Raw genomic sequence first — 16,584 nt, 5'->3', positions numbered from 1 at the left:
CTAGCTCTTCCCGACCGAACCACGAGTGACCGGCTCACGCGACGAGCTGCGGCGGCCGAACGCGGACAGCGGCGGCAGTTGACCGATTCGCTTTCCGATCTTGGTTGAGGCGTTTGCGATCCCTGTGCGGGTTTGGCGGGCGAGGTTGGCGTGGAAGTCGATGCCGCGCCGGGCCACGGTGGCTGAGTGGCGGGCCATGAGATCGGTGGGGCGTACCCAATCGACTCCTCGTGCCCGATGCTGCTCCTGCGCGAGCTGCATGGCCTGCTGACGGGTTGCTTCGGCCTCGATCGCATCCGGGGTCAGATCCTCGGCGGGGTTCTTGGTCGGCTCGTTTCGCTTGATGGCCGACGTGTGCTCGGTGGTCATCGAGCGGTCGTCGTTCCAGGGGTTCTCGTTGTTCATCGTGTTCTCTCTTCCTCCACCCACACGGGCGAATCGTTTTCGGTTTCTTCTTCTGGGGGTTCTTGCTCGTCTTTACGTTCTGGGTGGGTGAACCAGCGGCCCACGGTTGAGGGATGCACCCCGAGCTGCCGAGCGATGCGCTTGTTCGACCACCCCGACAACCGCAGCTCCGCCGCATACTCACGACGATCAGGCATCTCCGGGGCGGGCTCGATCACGGAGAAGGAGAGAGGAACAGCGTCGGGACTGTTCGACGGTTCCGGCTCGGCCTGATCGGCTTCGATTGCCGGTTCGGATTGCGGGGAGCGGGTGAGGATCACGGTCAGATGCGTGATCGCCAGCAGCACCACCGGCGGCACCGCAGCCACAGACGCAGCAAGTATTGGGGGCACGTCGGTGTCCGCGGTTAGGATCGCGTGGATCGCATTCGCCGTCACCGACACCGCCGCACCACCAATCAGCAGCGCCCACGGATACCACGCAGCCCGGAGCCCCGCGAGGGCGACGACGGCGACGGTCGCGACGACGATGATGCCGTCCACGATCAGAGGCCATGCCCACGCCTGCCCGACCCCGATCCCGGAGCGACGGGCGAGGTCAGCGAGGGCGGTGTAAGACAGCCAGAACGCGCCGGACGCGATGAACACCGTTCCTGCCACCGCGGTGCGCACCGCCCACCGCCGCGTATTCACGACAACCCCCGACCCGCTGGACGTGAGGCTGCATGCCTCGGGCGGGCGAAACCATCAGACCGTGACGTGCTGGATGTTCTCGGCGGTGGGTGGACGGCGCGGTAGGCCGACCGCACGGTCGTGGTGACTTCCCGCTCGCTCAGCCCGGCGTGTCCGGCGGCCGCGGTGAGCACGTCGAGCGCATCAGACGGTGCGACCCCGTTTTCAGCGAGGCGGCAGGCGGCCCAGAACAGGCCGCGGTTGCGTTCGCCTTCGCCGCGGGTGGCGACCCACGCTGCGATGCGCGACACATCCCGATCACGTACCGCACCCGATGGGGAGATCCCACGCGACACCGGCCGCGATGTTGGTCTGGGGTCGAGGAAGTCACGCAGCCCGCCCGAGTCGATGGTGGATGCGGGGCCGGTGTTGATCTGTCGCAGCGCATACGGCACAGAGGCTCCGTGGATGACGACGGAGGAGGGCGGGATGATGATGTACCCGCCGTCACCGCGGAAGTCGATCCCCGCCCGAGCCGCCTGCCACGAAGGTTGCGCCGTGTCCGGTGTGGCTGGGTAGTAGGCGTGCAGGCCACCCGACGGGCTCGTGACGGTGAACATCCACCCATCGATGAGCCCGGCACGGTGTGCGCGGTTCATCGCTTCGAATCCGTTGACCGAGCCGTGAACATCGACATCGACGACCACGACCCCGGAAGAGGCGCCGGTGGGGAGGCCGACGTTCGCTCCTGGATGCTGCCGCCACCACGCATCCACCAAGGCCGGGTCGGTGCTGGCGTCGTAGAAGCCGTGCTCGGTCAGCGGACGCTTCGCCCCCGACACACACGGAAACACCGGCACCCCGGCCGTGGCGAACTCGCGAGCAGCAGCCGAGACCGGCCAGCGCCCATTCAGCCGCAACAACACCTCCGAGAACGCATCGTGAGTAGCCATCACAGCCCCCGCCCCACCGTTGCCGCAGCCCGCACGGGCTCACTACGCTCCGACACTGGCTTCACCGGCCGGGCCGCCGCACGTTGCGGCTTCTCCTGCTGCGCAGCGTCGCGTTCCAGACCTGGTGGGGTGCCGTCGGCGACCACCACTGTGTCGAGCTGATCGAGAATCCCGAGCGCGGCCTTGCGGACGCGTTCGCCGGTGGCCTTCACCACCTCAACAGGCTCCTTCCCATCGACACGGGCGGCCCAGGTCGAGACGTACGGGATCGTGTACCCGCTGGTGTCCATCCCGTGCGCCGCACCCACCATGAGGGCGACGGATTCCGCCTCGACCTCACCGATCCCGCGATGGTGCCGAGCGTCCTCGTCATCGGGGTTGTGCAGCAGCACGTGCCCGAGTTCGTGCGCGAGGGTTTTTACTTGGGCAGCGGGGTCCATGTTCTCCCGCACCGCCACCGACTTGGCATCCCAGTCGGTCATGCCGTTGGCGCCGTGGATCATACCCTCATGCGGCACCCGCAGCACACGGAACCCCGCAGCGACGACCTGCGCCGACAGGCCCTCCCAGAGCCCGGTTGGTGCTTCACCTTCGAGGAGTTTCGGTGCCGGAGGTTCCGGTATCGGATCGCCATCGGTTTGGGAGGCATCCCAGACGTACGCAGGGCGGGCGGCGATCATCCGGGATCGCACCACCTCACCCGGACGAGGCTTCTCACCCCGCTCCAACCGCCGCCACGAATCCGCAACTGCCGGCGTCGCCGAAGCGAACCGGCCCGTGACAGGGGCGAAAATCTGCAACCCCGGCTGGCCCTTCTGAACTTGGCGGCCGAGCTGCTGCCACTGCCGATACCCAGCCACCAACGACGGAAACGGCTCAGGCACCCGCCCCGCCGAGTAGTTCGCTTCGTGTTGGAACCAGATCAGCAGCGTGTTGTTGAAGCTCCGTGACCTGAACCTGGCCGCGAACGCTAGAGCGCGCCCCCAGTCCTTACCGGAGACCAGCGTCTCGACGGCACCGGTCAGGCGCTCGTGGAGTTCGTCGAGCTTCGCATCCCGTGCCGCTCGGATTTCCTCTTTCGTCGCCATCATCGGACCTCCTTTCGGCGAGGCCCATGACATGACAGCCGAGAGCCCTTGCGACCATGAGGTGCGCCGGGACGTGCGCGAGCACTGGCAGGAACGAAACGAGGTGCGTGACCGCCAGGGATCTGACCAGACCCGACGAGTTCGATCTGGTCTATCTCCTGGCTCGCAGCGATGTCGAGCCTTTGGGGCCTGTCCGGGTCACGTGATGAGTAACGCGGTTCATACGACGAGTTCGAGTGGGCCTCACGCCCGTCGAGCGCGAGGGAACTCGCCGCTACGCAGTTTCGCTGCGGGTCGCGGGCAGACGATGTCGGTAGCGTGTCGGCGTTACTCCGAATCGTCGTGAGAACCATGCGGAGGCGACACGCGGATCGGCCCAGCCGACGGCTTGTGACGCTTGATGAACTGAGAGATCAGTCTCATCAATCAGGCGGCTGAACTCGGTCAAGCGAACTTCGGTAAGAAATCGCATTGGGCTGGCCCCCATGTGCGTCGAGAACAGCCGTGTTAAGTGCGTACGAGACAGCGCGAGTTCTTGGGCCAGTGAAGTAACAGTCCACGGCTCGCCCATGCGCTCCCGAAGCAGCCGCGCAGCCCGCCCGACGTGCCCAATCATTGCCGGATCTGCCTGCCGCCTCGAAGCCGGCACTTGATTCCGGGTGGGCACGTGGAGAGAGCGGCTGTCTTCGGTAAGGAAGACCGGTGCGACTGTGCCAACCCACCTCGCTAGAAGCTCGATTGTGCGAATCGATGTCTCTTCGGGCGATGAACACGTATCTGGAAGCATGCTCAGCTGTCGCCAGATCGGTTCCAGCCGCCGAAAGGACTCGATTCCTGGGGTAAGTACAAGGGAGTTGCCGTCCCAGTCATCAGGATGCACGCCTCGACGAACGCGCTGCCGTGACCGCAAGAGCCAGCGCATCTGCGCCCTAATGAAGGGTTCGTCCGCATAGATCACCCACAACCGTGATGGCGACAGTGGCAACAGTTGATGCCGCTTGTGCGAGCCGAGCGCCACCGCTGACCCGGGCGCCAAGCGCTGTATCGCCACATCCGTACAAAGATCGATCTTTCCGGACAGTACGTGGATGAGCGTGACGACCGGAAACGTCAACTCCTGCGTCGGGACGCAGCGCAGTATCTCGATCGCTGACATGAGCCCGAACTGTTCTCCGGGCGACGCGTCTATCGCAGGGTCGCTCGCCTCACGAAGTCTGCTCTCGCCGGCCGGTTCGGCGGACACGTCCCATCCGCTTCCTCAGCCCAATTGGTGGCGTGGGCTGGCCGGACTCGTTGTAACAGCGAGAAGGAGATTGCGCGTATGTCCATGATCCGACGACCGAGAGGCTGCCGGTTCACAGAGCAGGTCGATGCGCGAGCAAAGGTGATATCGGCCTGCTCGACGTCGAACACATATGGTGTGGTCGCCACTATGCATGGGACTCTCTGGATCTGATCGCGATGCCGATCGTGGTTACCGTGGCCACGATGGCACCGAGGACCGCGGAGAGAGTTTGGGCGTTCGGCGTCACTGCGACGAGTGCAAAGACGAGTGGCTGGGCGAAGCCGATATAGGAGAGCGAGTAGAACGCGGCGTTGAGCCGTGCGCGATCTTTCGGGTGACCGATCTCCTCCATGCGACGAAGACCTGCGACGAGCACTAAGCCGTATGCGGCGCCGAGGGCGATAGCGCTGGGGAGCATCAGGACGGTGAGCCGAGCCGCGAAGGTTCCTGCGGCCAGGAGCATCCCTAGAGCGGCGATTCCCATTCCTAGAGGGAAGGCTCGTCCGGCCCTCCCACGCTCGATGCGTTGCGCCAAAGGCTGGATGAGTGCTCCGGTGCCCATGGTGAGTCCCGTGATGATCCCCGCTGTGGCGGCCTCGAATCCTTGGACATGGATGACCGACGGGATCACGGCGAAGCTCATCGTCGCAGCGCTAAAGACCCACGGTGCCGTGAGCGGAATGGTCCAGAGGAAGGGCCGTGTCGTGATCGCGCTCCAGAAACTCGCTCGGCGTCTCGATACGAGTTCTGTGGCGGAGACCTCAGCCTGCTCGACGAGTTCTTCGTTGTCGAGGGAAGTATCTGGGGCCCGCCACAGCAGCGCAGCCGCGATGGCCGAGATGAGCAGATGGAGGGCGTAGGGCAGGACTTCCGGCAGGGGTGCCCATTGCGCGACGAGTCCTGCTGCGAGCGGGCCGCCACCAAATCCGACGGAGAGCGCGACCGCCACCCGCTTCGGAGCAGCGGAGCGGTCATCCGCAGACAGGTCGGTTACCCATGCCGTGCCTGGACCGAGAACCGCGCCAGCGGCCGCACCGGAGAAGAACCTGCCCAGAAGGAGAAGCCAGGCCTCCTGCGAGCCGAGGCACAGCACGATAGAGGCGACAGCGGACAGGATGACCGCAACCCGGACCGGCCACCGTCGGTCAACTCGGTCCGCGATCTCGGCGGCGACGAAGAGCACCGGGATGAGACCCACGATGTAGGTAGCGAACGCGAGGGCGATGAACGAGTCCGGCAGGCCGGCGGTCTCCCGGTACACCGGTAGCAGAGCAGCGAACTGGTTCGCTCCCCACCCCACGACGGTGATACCGGTCGCGACGCGTGCCCAACCAGGCAATCGAGTTCCCATGTACTCTCCTAAGTAACCGTTCTATCGGTTACTATAGTTGCATGGCTACCGACCTTCGAACCAGCACGGCACTGCGGAAGCTTCGTTTCGACGGTGGTTCCCTCGTTCTCAATCTCACCGCAACCGTCGGGCGGCGGGGCGCTGGCGAAGAGCATCGCGTCGAGCGCCTCGACGGCGAGGGGGCCCTGGAACAGTGGCTCGTCGGTGTAGGTATCGAGGTCGATGCGAGCGTGGATCGGGGAGCGCTGCTGACGGAGTTGCGTGAGCTTCGCGAGGATGCCTGGGAAGTGCTGTCTGGGGTCGTACACGAGCGACCCGTGTCATCGTTCGCCGTGCAGCGGATAGAGCGGTGGGCCAGCGCCGATGTTCCCCCGCCCCGCTTGGCGAACACATTGCATGGACCGCAAGCTCGGATGGTGGCACTCAGCCAAAGCGCGATGTGCGCCCGCGCGGCTCGGGACCTGCTGGACATCCTCGCAAGCCCTGACGTGCGTCATCGACTCCGGGAGTGCGCGAGCGAGGAATGCCGCATGATCTACGTGCTCCCGTCCGGTTCGAGAGAGCGTCGCTGGTGCTCAATGAGCCAGTGCGGTAACCGAGCGAAAGCCGCCGCGCACCGCGCACGTTCGCGCCAACCGAGAGAGCACACCGCCGACGTTGACGTGACGGACGATCGCTCGATCAAGGAATTGGGAAGATGACTTCACCCGGCTTGCATGTTGCGAATCCGGACGGCTTCTGGCTTGACGACCTCGCAGTCGGAATGCGGTTCCATTCGCCAGTTGTGCTCCTGCGCGAGGAAGACATCATTGCCTTCGCCGAACAGTTTGACCCGCAGACATTCCATCTCTCTGTCACGGCGGCCCGAGACAGCTTCTTCGCAGGACTCGCTGCGAGCGGATGGCATACTGCTGCGTTGTCGATGAAACTGCTCGCGCAGGCTTTGCCCTTGGCTACAGGAATCATCGGCAAAGGCGTGGAGATCGAGTGGCCAAGCCCGACACGACCGAATGACGAACTCGGGGTTGTTGCCCGAATCGACACGATCACGCCGTCGAAGAGCCGGCCCGGTCGCGGATCGATCACCGTGGGCTACCAAACTCTGAACCAGAACGGCGACATCCGGCAGCGCGCGCGAATCACGCTCATAGGCTGGAGACGCGACGTTGGAGCTCAGGCCGCAGCACCGGGTGCTGAGAGCGGCGAAAAGGCGATCAAACGCGGAGAAAGTCGCTGAGTCGTACCTGGTCTGGCATTGCGACTACAGGCTGATGCCGGCAATGCCGGCAAGTACGATCACGGCGCCGATCAGACGCCGGGCGAGGTGTCCTTCGCCGAAGAGACGCCAGGCGAGGAGCGCGCCGATCACGATGGATGCCTCCCGCAGTGGCGCGACGAGTGCCACGGGTGAGGTTTGCATTGCGGTCAGCACAAGGATGTACGCGAGCGGGGACAGCACGGCGACCGCGGCGATAGGCGCGCGATTGACGCGGAGGGTGTTCGCGAACGCTGTGCGGCGTCTGATGATGGCTGGGGCCAGGAATGCGACCTGGACGACGAGCGTGCCGGCGTAGTAGCTGACGGGTGCGAGCCCGATGGAGCCGATCGCGAACGCGTCCCACAGCGTGTAGGCGGCGATCGTGGCTCCGGTGGTAGTACCCCATGCGATGCCGCGGAGGGGGCGGTTGCCCGTTCTCTGGAAGGGGTTGCCCGTGACGACGAGGATGCCTGCGAGGATGACGAGCGCTCCGATGATCGCCAGTGCCGTGGGGCGTTCTCCGAGCAGGAAGATAGCGATCACGATGGTGAGCAGCGGTCCGACGCCGCGAGCGATCGGGTAGACGACTCCGAGGTCGGCTCGGTCGTAGCCCGCCTGCAGGGTGAGCGAGTACGTCAGGTGCAGGGCGGCGGACACGGCCGCAGCGGCGACCAGGGTCCAGGTGATCGGTTGCGAACCGGTGGCGGCGGCACCGATCGCGAGAGGGAGACACAGGATCGCGGAAGCGGTCGTGTAGGCGCCCACGAACAGCAGCGTGTCGCCCTTCTTGTACTTCGATACGAGGTTCCAGCCAGCGTGGGCGACTGCGGCGATGAGGACGATCGCAACGGTGACTGGTGGCATCAGGTGATGTCGGGCAGGTCGATCCCGGCCCGCTCGGCGCGCGAGACACGGTCGGGATCGCGCAGTGCCAGTGCTGCCGCGAGAGCGTCGACGACGACAAGCTGCGCCAGACGGCTCCCGGCAGCAGCCATCTGCGTCGTCAGCGGCGCGCCGCCCACGACGAGTGCGACGGCGGAGACATCGGTGAGTGGTGTGCCGTACTGGTTGGTGATGGCGATGACGGTCGCGTCGGCGGTCGCGGCGGCGTCGGCGATCGCGACGGTCATGTCGGTGCGACCGGTCGAGCTGACGGCGACGACGACGTCGCCGGGGTCGAGCAGGCGTGCCGCGATCATCGCGGACTCGTGATCGACGACGCCCGATGTCCGCACGCCCAGCGACCGCAGCCGGAACACGACATCGGCCGCGACCGTCGCCGATGGGCCCGCACCATAGGCGAGGAGCTGCCCCGCGCCACAAATCGCGGAGACCGCTTGGTCGAGAGCGTCCGGGTCGATCGCGCCGCTGAGGGCGGTGAGCGCGTCGATCCCTGTGCGCGCTGTCGTGTCGATGATCGTGCGTGTCGAATCGGTGCTCGTGAGCGTGTGTGGCGGGGCGAAGAACTCCGCTGTTCCGCGAGCGCGGGCGATCTCCAGCTTCAGTTCGGCGAAGCCTGAGAAACCGATTGCGCGGGCGGCACGGACCACGCTCGGCGCCGAGACCCCTGCTCGCTCGGCGACTTGCGCCGTCGTGCTCCTTCCCACGAACAACGGGTCCTCCAGCACGAGGTCGACAACCTTTGCCTCGCTTGCCACCAGCCCCGCACTCCGCGCCTGAACCGTTCCGAGCCAGCGGCGCAGCGGATCCTCGGCGGCAGAAACGGAGTTACTTGATGATCTTGCCATAGGTAATAGCGTAACATTGGGGCATGGTGACAGAGCAGCAACCGAGTTCTTTCAGGGAGCGCAAGCGCGTTGGAGTCGTGGGCCCGGGAGCCATAGGGACGACGGTGTCCGCACTGCTCCATGAGGCAGGCAACACACCGACGCTCTACGGTCGCACGCCGCGAACAGAGCTCACCCTGATCGACGGCGACCGCCGGATCGTCGTTCCCGGCCCCGTGCGCACCGATCCTGCTGCGCAGCCTGAGAAGGCGGATGTGCTCTTCTTGGCGGTCAAGGCCACCCAGACCGCGGCGGCAGCCCCCTGGCTGCGTGCTTTGTGCGCCCCCGGGACCGTGGTCTGCGTGTTGCAGAACGGCGTCGAGCAGATCGCTGCCGTTCGACCCCATGTTCCTGAGGGAGTAGAGGTCGTCCCCGCGGTCGTCTGGTTCCCGGCGCAGTCGCAGGAAGACGGCACCATCCTCCTGCGGGGCGAGCCCTGGCTGACGCTTCCCGCATCACCGGAGGCGGAGCGCATCGCGGATGTCCTGCGCGACACGCGCTGCCAGGTCGAACTCGCGGGCGACTTCACCGCTCTCGCCTGGCGCAAGCTTCTCCAGAATGCCGCTGCCGGGCTGATGGCGCTCACCGGTCGGCGTGCCGGCGTGTTCACCCGCCCTGACTTCGCGGATCTCACTCTCGACTATCTGAAAGAGTGCCTGGCCGTTTCGCATGCGGAAGGAGTAACCCTGAGCGATGACGTGCCCGCTGCCATCCTGGCCCGCTTCCAGGCCTTCCCGGCTGATATGAGCACGTCGATCCTCACCGACCGAGAAGCCGGCCGGCCGCTCGAATGGGGTATCCGCAACGGCGTCATCTCGCGTCTCGCGCGCAGACACGACATCCACACGCCGATCAGCGACGCCATCACTGCGCTCCTCGCCGCCACAAGCGACGGCCCCGGATGACCCGGGACGCTGCTGCTCCGGCTCAGCGTCCGGAGAGATTACTGAGCGACTGGGACCGAGCGGCGAGGAGCTCCTCGTAGGTGTCGTCGTGCTCAGCCCAGCGGAGGGGCTTGGCGCGCTCGACGACGATCTCCTTCGGAGTCGGGTTCTGGGTGAGCAGCCCGATGATCTCGTCGAGGAAGTCGCCCATAGGCAGAGCATTCGGGTTGAGCTTCTCCTGGCCGGCGTTAGCGACGGCCGGCGGGATCAGCTCGGTCACAGCGATACCAGTTCCAGCGAGGTGCGCGCGTAGCGATTCGGTGTACGAGTGCACGGCCGCCTTCGAGGCGCCGTACGTCGCCATGAGCGGGAACGGCAGGAAGCCGATGCCCGAGGAAACGGTGATGATGTCACCGGCGCCACGGCCGAGCAGGTGCGGGGTGAACGCATCGATCACGCGGATCGTGCCGAGCAGGTTCACCGAGATCGTGGTCTCGGCCTGGGCGATGTGGTCCGGGTCGCGCAGGTCCTCAGTGAGCATGACCCCCGACATCGTCACGACGACGTCGAGCTCGGGGTGCTTCGCCAGCACCTCATCGCGCGCCTGAGCGACCGACGCCGCATCGGTGACGTCGATGCGCACCGTCTCGACGCCGTCGACCTGCTCGATGTTGCGCCCGCCGACAACGACCGTGCTGCCCGCGTCAACGAATCGCTGGGCGAGGGCACGTCCGATTCCCGTGGTACCTCCGACGATCAGGACGGTACGTCCGCTGATATCCATGTGCTTCCTCACTTGTCCGTCTCCGACTATGGGCCGGATGGTCTCCCCGGCTCGATCGCCGGCATGCATCCATGCTCGGCCGATGGTCGAAGCCGAGGAAGGACCCCGCTGATCCGCGTCCTGACAGGGCACCTTTCGATCGGTGGGGAATGGCTACCGTTGATCGCATGGACGGCAACAACGACAACCGGCTCGGGGAGTACCTGAGCGCACGCCGTGCGCTGGTCACTCCCGAGCAGGCGGGCATCCCTGCTGGATCGGGGCGCAGAGTCCCCGGTCTTCGGCGTGAGGAGGTTGCGCTCCTCGCCGGTATTAGCGCTGACTACTACTTCAGGCTCGAACGTGGCCGCGACAAGAACCCCTCGCGCCAGGTACTGGAATCGCTCGCCCGGGTGCTGCGCCTCGACGAGATCGAAGCCGACCACCTGATGAGCCTCGGCGGCCCGCGCCCCCGTGTCCGCCGCGCGAAAGCCTCCGGGCGCGCTGAGCGGGTGCCTGCCCGGCTGCGCGACATGCTCGCAGCGCTGAACATGCCCGCGTTCATCGAGAACCGCTACTTCGACGTCCTCGCTGCCAATCCGTTCGCGATCGCCTTCAACCCCCGCCTGGAGCCAGGGAACAACCGACTGCGCTCGTTGATGCTGGACCCCGCCGAGCGCGACTTCCACGAGGACTGGGAGACGGCCGTCGACGATTTCATCGCTGCTTTCCGTCGTTCTCTCGGCGACGAGACCGATGACCCGCGCGCCATCGAACTCGTCGGCGAGCTCTCGCTCGCCAGCGCACGTTTCCGCACACTGTGGGCTCGGCATGATATCCGGCAGCTCGCGGGTGGCACCGCGGTTGTCAATCATCCGAGTCTCGGCGCGCTGCGCCTCCACCGCGAGAAGATGCCGATCGACGACCTTGTCCTTGTCGTCTACTACCCGGCTGAGCACAGCGCAGACGCCGAGAAACTTGACCTGCTCGCATCCCTCACCGCTGAGTAGGAGCGCGGGCCTTGGGAACCGACAGTGCTCAGTTCAGGCAGATCTCTCTCCTGTAATGGCTGGTATCTCGCGGGTCGCACGCGGTCGGATCCCGCCTGTATCGCGCCGTCCAATCGCTCAGTTCGCCGACGTCCCCGAATGGCAGTGCACGCTCGGCTGCCCCTCACAGCGAAGCAGGGTTTGAAGAGCTATCGACGCCTGTCGCGGTGCTACGCCGTTGCCAAGCGCAGCAAGCTGCTGTGCACTGGTCAGGCCGAGGTGCGGAGCGGTGACCCATCCATCGGGTAGCCCCATAAGCCATTCCACGAAATCGGGTGCAGGACGCCAGACGCCAGCTTGGTTCAGAATCGCCGGGGATGGCGCTGGCCGTCCGATGATGCGTTCCCATCGGGAAATGGCGGGGGCGTAACGTCCCCAGCGTCGAAGAACTCCTCGATCAGCGCGAACGTTGTGTCCGATATCGGGTGCCGACCACGCCGGGTCATCAGGTCGATCACCTGATGGCTGAGAGCGATCGTCCCGCGGCGCGCTTTCACCTGATCTAGCGTCTCCCCACCCCTGGCCGAGTCCGAGGCCAGAGGGGTTCGGAACAGCGCGTCGCGCGAGGACGAAGATGCGAAACCGTGGATGCGGCGCGCCGACGAGGGAAGCGGGTATGCCGAGCCACCGCGCGTCATACCGGAGGTCGGCCAGGTCTCCGAGTACGGCACCAAGCGCCCGTAGAGGTCGGGCTGGCTGGTCTCCCAGACCCCACGGGTCGGGTTCGAGGTCGCGAAGGGCTGCGGTGGCATCGGTGCCGGTTGCGTCGTTGGGGTTGCGTGCATCGGGGGATGCTCCTTGCTGGGTGGGGCGGATCGCTTTGGTAGAGAGCAGGCCGCGGACATTCTCGATCACGACGAACTGTGGTTGCAGGATCTCGATCGCTGTCGCCATCTGCGCCCACAAGCCGGAGCGAGTGCCAGGTGCGAGGCCAGCACGCTTGCCTACCGTGCTCACGTCCTGACAAGGAAAACCTCCGCAGAGAATGTCCACCGATGGCACGTCATGCCAGTTGATCGATGTGATGTCGCCGAGGTTGGGGGCGTCTGTCCAGTGGTGGGCGAAGACGCGGGCGACGGGTTCATTGATCTCGGAAAACCAGACCGTCTCAGCACCAAAGACGTGTTCGACCGCGAGATCGAGACCCCCGTACCCGGAGAACAGCGAACCGACACGCATCAGCCGGTCCGGGTTGGTCGCCTGCTCCTCGTGCAGCGTGGCTCCGCCTGGTCGATGACCTTGGCCGGGCTCCACGTCGGAGTTCTGTCGCCGTTCAGGTCACCTGCCAGGTGCGCTCACGCCGCCGCCTCCGCTGGCGCGGATCACCTCCCGAGAGCCACGATTCGGACTCCTGCTTCCGACCCTCGTTTTGAGCTGCCACACGTCTTTCAGAAGAGGCGCGCCGCCCCGCGAGCGCCGCGATCGCTGGCGGTCATCGGACGCTCACCTCTTGTCCAGAAGGAGGTGCCGGGTGACGGTCTCGATGCGTGTCATGTCCGCCGGCGACGGTTACAAATACCTCCTGCGATCCGTCGCTGCCGGTGATGGCGATCGTTCCCTCTCGACGCCGTTGACGCGGTATTACGCTGAGGCCGGGAACCCGCCCGGTCACTGGCTCGGCGCCGGACTCTCGACGCTTGGGAACGGGGAGCTCACCGACGGTGCCCAGGTGAGTGAGGCGCAGCTTCAGCTTCTGATCGGGATGGGCCACGACCCCATCACGAAGGCTCCGTTGGGGCGGGCGTATCAGCAGTTCGCGTCGGTCACCGAGCGCATCGAAGCCCGAACCAACGCCTTGCCTACTGATCTGGGGCCGTCCACACGGGCGGAGCAGATCGTCCAGATCGAAGCCGAAGAGGCCGAGCGTGGCACGCGGCGTGCGGTGGCGGGGTTTGATTACACGTTCAGCGTGCCGAAGTCCGTCTCAACGCTCTGGGCTGTCGCCGATGCGGGCACGCAGGCGCTGATCGCAGACGCTCATCACGCGGCGGTTGCGGAGTTGGTTGCGTTTATGGAGCGTGAGGTTGCATCGACCAGGGTGGGCGCAACCGGACCCGACGGAGCGGTTGCACACGTCGATGTCGCAGGCGTCGCCGCCGCAGCGTTTGATCACTACGACTCGCGGGCTGGTGATCCGCAGTTGCATACCCATGTCGTGGTGAGCAACAAGGTCTTCACTGTGCAGGACGGGAAGTGGCGGACGCTGGCAGGGCGGCCGATGCATCAGGCGGTGGTGGCGATCTCGGAGATGTACAACGCGGTCCTCGCCGACCAGCTCACCCGCGTCCTCGGCCTGACCTGGGAAGCCCGAGACCGCGGACGCGACCGGAGCCCCGGGTGGGAGATCACAGGAGTTCCGCAAGAGCTGATGGACGAGTTCTCCACCCGAACCCGACACATTGAGGCGGAGAAGGAACGCCTCATCGCCGAGTACGTCGCCCAGCACGGCAAGCAACCCACCGCCAGGACCGTCCTGAAGCTCCGAGCCCAAGCAACTCTTGCCACTCGCCCCGAGAAAGAGATCCACTCTCTGGCCGAGCTCACCGCCGATTGGCGTGACCGCGCGGGGCGGGTCCTCGGACAGGATGCAACCGCCTGGGCTCGTGCTCTCACCGCGAATCCGCCCGTGCTGGTGCTGCGTGCCGACGATGTACCGCTCGATCTGATCGGCGAGATCGGGCAGGCGGTGATGGAGACGGTCGGTGAGAAGCGTTCGACGTGGCAGCGGTGGAATCTGCACGCGGAGGCGTCTCGGCAGTTGATGGGGTGGCGGTTCGCCTCGATGCAGGATCGGGAGGCGATCACCGGCATGGTCGCCGACGCCGCTGAACAAGCTTCTCTGCGGTTGTCGCCGCTGGATCTGGCGTCGAGTCCGGTGCTGTTTCGGCGGGCGGATGGGTCGAGCAGGTTTAGGCCAGCGCACGCCAACGTTTACTCATCAAAAACTATCCTCGAAGCAGAAGACCGCCTCTTGGAACGCTCCCGCGCCACCACTGCACCGACTGTGGCGTTGGAGACGGTGGAGAAGATCACCAACCGGCCTGATCGGCAGGGGAGGATGCTCAGCGATGACCAGGCCGCGGCGCTCACCGCTGTCGCCGTCTCCGGCCGCCAGATTGACGTTCTCGTCGGCGCTGCTGGGGCGGGGAAGACCACCGCCATGTCCGCGCTACGGCAAGCATGGGAGGCCGAACACGGCAGGGGTTCTGTCGTCGGCCTCGCACCCTCCGCTGTCGCTGCTGCGGTGCTGGCCGAAGACCTCGGGATCACAACGGAGAACACGGCGAAGTGGTGGAGCAACCACACCCTCCACGGCACCACCTTCACCGCCGGGCAGCTCGTCATCGTGGACGAAGCCTCACTCGCCGGAACGATCTCCCTCGATCGCATCACGCACGCCGCGGATCAGGCGGGGGCGAAGGTGCTGCTGGTCGGCGATTACGCGCAGCTCCAATCCGTTGATGCCGGTGGCGCGTTCAGCCTCCTGGTCTCTGATCGTGACGATGCGCCCGAGTTGGTCGATATTCACCGGTTCACGAACGAGTGGGAGAAGACCGCCTCGCTGTCCTTGCGTCACGGCCGCACCGAGATCATCGACACCTACCTCACCCACCAGCGCATCCACGACGGAGACACCGACACCTCGACCGATGCCGCCTATGCCGCGTGGCGTGCCGACACCCAGGCAGGCCGTGCGTCGATCCTGATCGCAGAGACGAACGAGAATGTCACTGCCCTGAACAACCGGGCTCGCGCCGACCTCATCATCGACGGCACCATCACCCCGATAAAGGAGATCGAGCTGCACGACGGCAGCACTGCCTCAGCCGGAGACACGATCATCACCCGCCGCAATGACCGGCGCCTGCGGAACCGGCACACTTGGGTTCGCAACGGCGACCGGTGGCAGATCACCAACGTCCGTGACGACGGCTCCATCACCATCCGACCCCACGGTAAGCGGTTCGGCGGAGCGATCATCCTGCCCGCCGCCTACGTCTCAGAATTCGTTGATCTTGGTTACGCTGTCACCGCTCATAGGGCGCAAGGCGTCACCACCGACACCGCCCACACCGTGGTGACGGTGACGACGACGCGGGAGAACTTCTACGTCGCCATGACCCGCGGACGCCACGCCAACCACGCCTACGTCGTCACCGACCAGCCCGACCACGACCATCACCACCCGCACCCCAGCGACAACACCGACGCCACCGCGAGGTCCGTGCTCTACGGAGTCCTGCAACACGTCGGAGCCGAACCCTCCGCCCACGAAGCCATCACCGCCGAGCAGGAGCGGTGGGGGTCGATCGCGCAGCTCGCAGCCGAGTACGAAACCATCGCCCAAGCAGCACAACACGACCGCTGGGCGAGGCTCATGCGCACATCCGGCCTCAGCGACGAGCAGGTCGACGACATCGTGAACTCCGACGCTTACGGTGCGCTCTCCGCTGAACTTCGCCGCGCCGAAGCCAACCACCACGACGTTGACGCTCTGCTTCCGCGCCTCGTCAACGCCAGGCCGCTCGGCGACGCCGATGACCTCGCATCCGTCCTCCACCACCGGATCGAACGAGCCAGCGCGCGGCCTGCTGGGTCTGGCCGAGTCCGTAAGGCTCCACGGTTGATCGCCGGCCTCATCCCCGAAGCAAACGGTCAGATGGCTCCGGAGATGCGGCAGGCCCTCGACGAGCGACGCGATCTCATCGAGACCAGAGCAGATGCGATTCTCGACGCTGCCTTCCACGGCAGACAGCCGTGGGTGCGAGCGCTCGGGCCGATCCCGAAAGATCCACGCGCTGAGAGAGTGTGGAGGCAGCAGGCCAGAGTGGTTGCCGCCTACCGCGACCGATACGCCATCACCACTGCGACACCACTCGGCACAGTCTCTGCTGAGTCGGTGGCGCAGAGGATCGACCAGGCGCGTGCACAAGCTGCACTCGCGCAGGCACAATGCATCACAAAGCCGAAGCCGGAACGTGGGCGTCGGACGACCGAGCGCGAGAGCACAGGCCGCACGCTCTGATCGGCGGGGCCTTCCGGCTGTCCGGGGTCCGTCGTAGAGTGGAAGGCGAGGCGGCCTCTAAATA

General features: G+C 65.8%; 15 protein-coding genes. 5 read left to right on the top strand and 10 right to left on the bottom strand.

Annotation, left to right across the window (positions count from 1 at the left end; all coding sequences use genetic code 11):
- The 6 genes from ACQCX5_RS01495 to ACQCX5_RS01470 form a co-directional block, all read right to left on the bottom strand.
- Positions 1-405 carry a hypothetical protein gene (locus ACQCX5_RS01495; RefSeq protein ID WP_048809052.1) on the bottom strand — a complete coding sequence of 135 codons (405 nt, stop codon included), beginning with the start codon at positions 403-405 and terminating at the stop codon, positions 1-3.
- Positions 402-1,076: a DUF2637 domain-containing protein gene (locus tag ACQCX5_RS01490; RefSeq protein ID WP_045247688.1), complete on the bottom strand. Its 675-nt coding sequence runs from the start codon at positions 1,074-1,076 to the stop codon at positions 402-404. The genes ACQCX5_RS01495 and ACQCX5_RS01490 overlap by 4 nt, the downstream gene beginning before the upstream one ends.
- Before the next feature lie 17 nt (positions 1,077-1,093).
- Positions 1,094-2,029 (bottom strand): bifunctional DNA primase/polymerase, encoded by a 936-nt coding sequence (locus ACQCX5_RS01485; protein WP_048809054.1) that lies wholly within the window; start codon positions 2,027-2,029, stop codon positions 1,094-1,096.
- The gene (locus tag ACQCX5_RS01480) at positions 2,029-3,120 is read right to left on the bottom strand and encodes an ArdC-like ssDNA-binding domain-containing protein (RefSeq protein WP_045247690.1); all 1,092 of its coding nucleotides are present in this window, start codon (positions 3,118-3,120) and stop codon (positions 2,029-2,031) included. Before ACQCX5_RS01480 ends, ACQCX5_RS01485 begins: the two co-directional genes overlap by 1 nt.
- 271 nt (positions 3,121-3,391) lie before the next feature.
- Positions 3,392-3,688 carry a helix-turn-helix transcriptional regulator gene (locus ACQCX5_RS01475; protein ID WP_434540702.1) on the bottom strand — a complete coding sequence of 99 codons (297 nt, stop codon included), beginning with the start codon at positions 3,686-3,688 and terminating at the stop codon, positions 3,392-3,394.
- Positions 3,689-4,547: 859 nt separating this feature from the next.
- Positions 4,548-5,753 carry an MFS transporter gene (locus ACQCX5_RS01470; RefSeq protein ID WP_045247691.1) on the bottom strand — a complete coding sequence of 402 codons (1,206 nt, stop codon included), beginning with the start codon at positions 5,751-5,753 and terminating at the stop codon, positions 4,548-4,550.
- 41 nt (positions 5,754-5,794) lie between these two features.
- Between ACQCX5_RS01470 and ACQCX5_RS01465 the strand changes: the two genes are divergently transcribed.
- Positions 5,795-6,454 carry a CGNR zinc finger domain-containing protein gene (locus tag ACQCX5_RS01465; RefSeq protein WP_084603852.1) on the top strand — a complete coding sequence of 220 codons (660 nt, stop codon included), beginning with the start codon at positions 5,795-5,797 and terminating at the stop codon, positions 6,452-6,454.
- Positions 6,451-6,990, top strand: coding sequence for a MaoC/PaaZ C-terminal domain-containing protein (locus tag ACQCX5_RS01460; RefSeq protein ID WP_048809056.1), 540 nt, complete (start codon positions 6,451-6,453; stop codon positions 6,988-6,990). Before ACQCX5_RS01465 ends, ACQCX5_RS01460 begins: the two co-directional genes overlap by 4 nt.
- A gap of 24 nt (positions 6,991-7,014) precedes the next feature.
- Here ACQCX5_RS01460 and ACQCX5_RS01455 read toward each other — a convergent pair whose 3' ends face one another.
- Together ACQCX5_RS01455 and ACQCX5_RS01450 are read right to left on the bottom strand one after the other, a co-directional pair.
- Positions 7,015-7,875, bottom strand: coding sequence for an EamA family transporter (locus ACQCX5_RS01455; RefSeq protein WP_045247693.1), 861 nt, complete (start codon positions 7,873-7,875; stop codon positions 7,015-7,017).
- Entirely contained in the window at positions 7,875-8,759 is an 885-nt protein-coding gene (locus ACQCX5_RS01450; RefSeq protein ID WP_045247694.1) for a MurR/RpiR family transcriptional regulator, read from the bottom strand. The genes ACQCX5_RS01455 and ACQCX5_RS01450 overlap by 1 nt, the downstream gene beginning before the upstream one ends.
- Before the next feature lie 23 nt (positions 8,760-8,782).
- On the opposite strand from ACQCX5_RS01450, the gene ACQCX5_RS01445 reads away from it, so the two are divergent.
- Entirely contained in the window at positions 8,783-9,703 is a 921-nt protein-coding gene (locus tag ACQCX5_RS01445; RefSeq protein ID WP_045247695.1) for an oxidoreductase, read from the top strand.
- 22 nt (positions 9,704-9,725) lie between these two features.
- On the opposite strand, the gene ACQCX5_RS01440 is transcribed toward ACQCX5_RS01445, so the two are convergent.
- Complete coding sequence (locus ACQCX5_RS01440; RefSeq protein ID WP_045247696.1) at positions 9,726-10,466, bottom strand: SDR family oxidoreductase; 741 nt, start codon at positions 10,464-10,466, stop codon at positions 9,726-9,728.
- A 167-nt stretch (positions 10,467-10,633) separates the two neighbouring features.
- On the opposite strand from ACQCX5_RS01440, the gene ACQCX5_RS01435 reads away from it, so the two are divergent.
- The gene (locus ACQCX5_RS01435) at positions 10,634-11,455 is read left to right on the top strand and encodes a helix-turn-helix transcriptional regulator (protein ID WP_045247697.1); all 822 of its coding nucleotides are present in this window, start codon (positions 10,634-10,636) and stop codon (positions 11,453-11,455) included.
- Between the two features lie 117 nt (positions 11,456-11,572).
- On the opposite strand, the gene ACQCX5_RS01430 is transcribed toward ACQCX5_RS01435, so the two are convergent.
- Positions 11,573-12,748 (bottom strand): DNA cytosine methyltransferase, encoded by a 1,176-nt coding sequence (locus ACQCX5_RS01430; RefSeq protein ID WP_245610973.1) that lies wholly within the window; start codon positions 12,746-12,748, stop codon positions 11,573-11,575.
- Between the two features lie 217 nt (positions 12,749-12,965).
- Here ACQCX5_RS01430 and mobF point away from each other — a divergent pair, with 217 nt between their 5' ends.
- Entirely contained in the window at positions 12,966-16,520 is a 3,555-nt protein-coding gene (mobF, locus tag ACQCX5_RS01425; RefSeq protein ID WP_048809059.1) for a MobF family relaxase, read from the top strand.
- Positions 16,521-16,584: the final 64 nt, after the last annotated feature.

Source organism: Aestuariimicrobium sp. G57, assembly GCF_050110855.1.
Lineage (GTDB): Bacteria > Actinomycetota > Actinomycetes > Propionibacteriales > Propionibacteriaceae > Aestuariimicrobium.
This window is presented reverse-complemented; position numbering and strand designations above follow the sequence as displayed.

What these genes read in the sequence shown, in the direction of transcription:
- ACQCX5_RS01495 (WP_048809052.1), bottom strand. Translation starts at nt 405, where the DNA reads ATGAACAACGAGAACCCCTGGAACGACGACCGCTCGATGACCACCGAG.
- ACQCX5_RS01485 (WP_048809054.1), bottom strand. Translation starts at nt 2,029, where the DNA reads ATGGCTACTCACGATGCGTTCTCGGAGGTGTTGTTGCGGCTGAATGGG.
- ACQCX5_RS01480 (WP_045247690.1), bottom strand. Translation starts at nt 3,120, where the DNA reads ATGATGGCGACGAAAGAGGAAATCCGAGCGGCACGGGATGCGAAGCTC.
- ACQCX5_RS01475 (WP_434540702.1), bottom strand. Translation starts at nt 3,688, where the DNA reads ATGGGCGAGCCGTGGACTGTTACTTCACTGGCCCAAGAACTCGCGCTG.
- ACQCX5_RS01470 (WP_045247691.1), bottom strand. Translation starts at nt 5,753, where the DNA reads ATGGGAACTCGATTGCCTGGTTGGGCACGCGTCGCGACCGGTATCACC.
- ACQCX5_RS01465 (WP_084603852.1), top strand. Translation starts at nt 5,795, where the DNA reads ATGGCTACCGACCTTCGAACCAGCACGGCACTGCGGAAGCTTCGTTTC.
- ACQCX5_RS01460 (WP_048809056.1), top strand. Translation starts at nt 6,451, where the DNA reads ATGACTTCACCCGGCTTGCATGTTGCGAATCCGGACGGCTTCTGGCTT.
- ACQCX5_RS01455 (WP_045247693.1), bottom strand. Translation starts at nt 7,875, where the DNA reads ATGCCACCAGTCACCGTTGCGATCGTCCTCATCGCCGCAGTCGCCCAC.
- ACQCX5_RS01450 (WP_045247694.1), bottom strand. Translation starts at nt 8,759, where the DNA reads ATGGCAAGATCATCAAGTAACTCCGTTTCTGCCGCCGAGGATCCGCTG.
- ACQCX5_RS01445 (WP_045247695.1), top strand. Translation starts at nt 8,783, where the DNA reads ATGGTGACAGAGCAGCAACCGAGTTCTTTCAGGGAGCGCAAGCGCGTT.
- ACQCX5_RS01440 (WP_045247696.1), bottom strand. Translation starts at nt 10,466, where the DNA reads ATGGATATCAGCGGACGTACCGTCCTGATCGTCGGAGGTACCACGGGA.
- ACQCX5_RS01435 (WP_045247697.1), top strand. Translation starts at nt 10,634, where the DNA reads ATGGACGGCAACAACGACAACCGGCTCGGGGAGTACCTGAGCGCACGC.